General features: G+C 74.1%; 2 protein-coding genes and 1 tRNA gene. 1 reads left to right on the forward strand and 2 read right to left on the reverse strand.

Annotated elements, in window-relative coordinates; all coding sequences use genetic code 11:
* Window positions 1–3: 3 nt before the first annotated feature.
* A tRNA-Thr gene (locus AC0CYZ_RS11450) sits at window positions 4–76 on the reverse strand.
* Window positions 77–202: 126 nt separating this feature from the next.
* On the opposite strand from AC0CYZ_RS11450, the gene AC0CYZ_RS11455 reads away from it, so the two are divergent.
* Window positions 203–1,747, forward strand: coding sequence for a threonine/serine exporter family protein (locus tag AC0CYZ_RS11455; protein ID WP_472215355.1), 1,545 nt, complete (start codon window positions 203–205; stop codon window positions 1,745–1,747).
* Window positions 1,748–1,798: 51 nt separating this feature from the next.
* Here AC0CYZ_RS11455 and AC0CYZ_RS11460 read toward each other — a convergent pair.
* Window positions 1,799–2,567, reverse strand: a 769-nt coding sequence (locus tag AC0CYZ_RS11460; RefSeq protein WP_472215357.1) for a substrate-binding domain-containing protein, incomplete at its 5' end; no start/stop codon positions are given.

The following is a 2,567-nucleotide window of genomic DNA, read 5'->3' on the forward strand; positions in this document are numbered from 1 at the left end:
CCGAGCCGGCGCGGGGAATCGAACCCCGGACCTTTCGCTTACAAGGCGAGTGCTCTGCCGATTGAGCTACGCCGGCACCAGGCACCATCGTAGGGGCCCCCTCCGCGCCCCGGACGCACCGTCCGGTGCGAGGCTCGGCGGGCGGGGGAAGCAGCCTCCCGACAACGCTCCCGCAGCCGAGGCGTCCCACGAGGTGACATCGATGAAGTTCCCCGGGATGCGCCGGTCGACCCCCGACGCCCCGCCCCCCGAGACCGCCGAGGAGGCCCCGCACGTGGGAGTGGCCCAGCGAGCGGCCGGGTCCATCCGCCGCCACGTGCCCCTGCCCTCCGCCGAGGAGATCCGGCGTGCGGCGCTCGACGCCCCCACCGTGCGGGAGAACCTGCTCCCGGCGATGCCCGGCCCGCAGGTCGCCGACGACGCGCTGGTCCTGCGCGTGCTCGACCTCGCCCTGCGCATCGGCGAGGTGCAACTGGTCACCGGTGCCGGCGCGGCCGTCGCGCACGACACGATGCTCGCCGTCGCGGGCGCCTACGGCCTCCCGACCTGCGACGTCGACATCGCCTTCTCGACGATCACGATGTGCTGCCATCGCGGCCTGGAGGCCGGCCCGGTGACGACGATGCGCAACGTCCGCTACCGGACCCAGGACTACACCCGACTCGCCACCGTCGACGCACTGATCAAGGACATCGTCGACCAGGACGTACCGATCACCTCGACCCAGGCCTTCGAGCGGCTCGCGGAGGCCGTCGACGCCAAGCACCCCTACCCCCGCTACGTCGCGGGGCTCGCCCGCTCGGCGTTCGCGTCCGCCGTCGCCGTGCTCATCGGCGGTGGCCTCGGCGTCGCCCTCGTGACGTTCGTACTCACCGCGGTCATCTGGGGCATGGCGCGCTGGCTCGGCCGCCGCGACGTGCCGACGTTCTTCCAGCAGGTGTTCGGGGCCATGGTGGTGACACTGACGGCGCTCGCGCTCGCCTACTCGGGGGCACTGCTCGACTCGCCCGCGTTCGTCGTCGCCGCCGGGATCATCGTGCTGCTCACCGGGTTGTCGCTCGTCGGCCTGGTGCAGGACGCGATCACCGGGTTCCCGCTGACGGCGGCCGGGCGTGCCGTCGAGGTCGTCATCGCGACGGCGGGCCTGCTGGTCGGCGTCGTCGTCTCCATCAAGATCGCCGCCGCGATCGGGGGCCCGTCGGCGCTGTCCTACGCGCTCGTCATCCCCCAGGACCTCACCCCGCAGCCCGACGCGAGGTCGCTCATCGCCGCGGCGGCCGCCGGGGTCTTCTTCGCGCTCTCCGCGTACGCGCCCTGGCTCTCGCTGCCGCTCGCCGGCCTCGGCGGCGCGGCGGCGTGGGCGATCTTCGCGGTCAGCTTCGACCACGGCCTGGGCCAGGTCGTGGCATCCTCGCTCGCGGCGGGGGTCCTCGGGCTCATCGCGATGGTGCTGCCGCGTCGGGTCGGGACGCCGCCCCTGGTCCTCGTCGTCGCCGGGATCGCACCGCTCCTGCCCGGCCTGACCCTCTACACCGGGTTCTCCCAGCTCGCGACCGACGGCACCGGGGCCACCGGGACGGGCAACACGATCGCCACAGGCAGCGTCACCATCCTGCTGGCCCTCACCGTGAGCCTGGGCCTCGCCGCCGGGGTGTCGTTCGGCGAGCAGGTGGGCTGGCCGGTCGCGAAGGCGCAACGCCGCAGCCTGCCGGCCGCCAGCCGCGCCCGGCGGCCACGGATCTTCTAGGTGCGCTTCGCGCTCGTGAGCACTATTCCGCCGTATGACACGGACTAGTGCTCACGAGGCGGAGCCACCTGGCGGCCCGCTGGTCTCCCGCACCATCAGCTCGGTCGGGAGCAGCAGCGTCCGGGAGCGCTGGCGGTCGCCGCGGTCGAGGAGCAGCTCGCCGGCGGCCCGGCCCTTGTCGAGCGAGGGCTGGCGGACCGTGGTGAGTCCGGCCCGCTCGGCGGCCGGCACCCCGTCGAAGCCGGTGACCGTCACCTGGCCCGGGACGTCGCGCCCGCTCGCGCGCACCGCCCGCAGCGCGCCGAGGGCGAGGATGTCCGAGGTGCACATGACGGCGGTGACGTCGGGGTGGCGCTCGAGGAGTTGCTCGACGGCGGTCGCTCCCGCGGCCTCGGTGTGGTCGAAGCGCTCCACCACCGGGACCGTCGACCAGTCCACGCCGAACTCGGTGAACCCGTCGCGCAGGCCGGCGAGGCGGCGGCGCTGGACCTCGTAGCGCGCGGTGTCCTGGCGCTCGACCGAGGCGAACCCGTCGTTGCGGTCCGTCGAGAGCCGCATGCAGAGCACCCCGACGCGGCGGTGCCCGAGCTCCCCGAGGTGGCGGGCGAGGGCGACCATCGCGGCCTGGTCGTCGATGCCGACCCGGTCGACGTCGGGCACGTCGGTCGGCTGGTCGCACACCACCACCGGGACCGGGCGCTCGAGGACGGCGGCGAAGTGCTCGTCGTCGTCGGGCATGGAGTAGACGACGAAGCCGTCGACGCCGGCGCGCGCGACCGCGCTGACGTCCTCGGCCTCGGGGCTCACCGGGACCAGCAGG

It is taken from the genome of Actinomycetospora sp., from assembly GCF_055612215.1.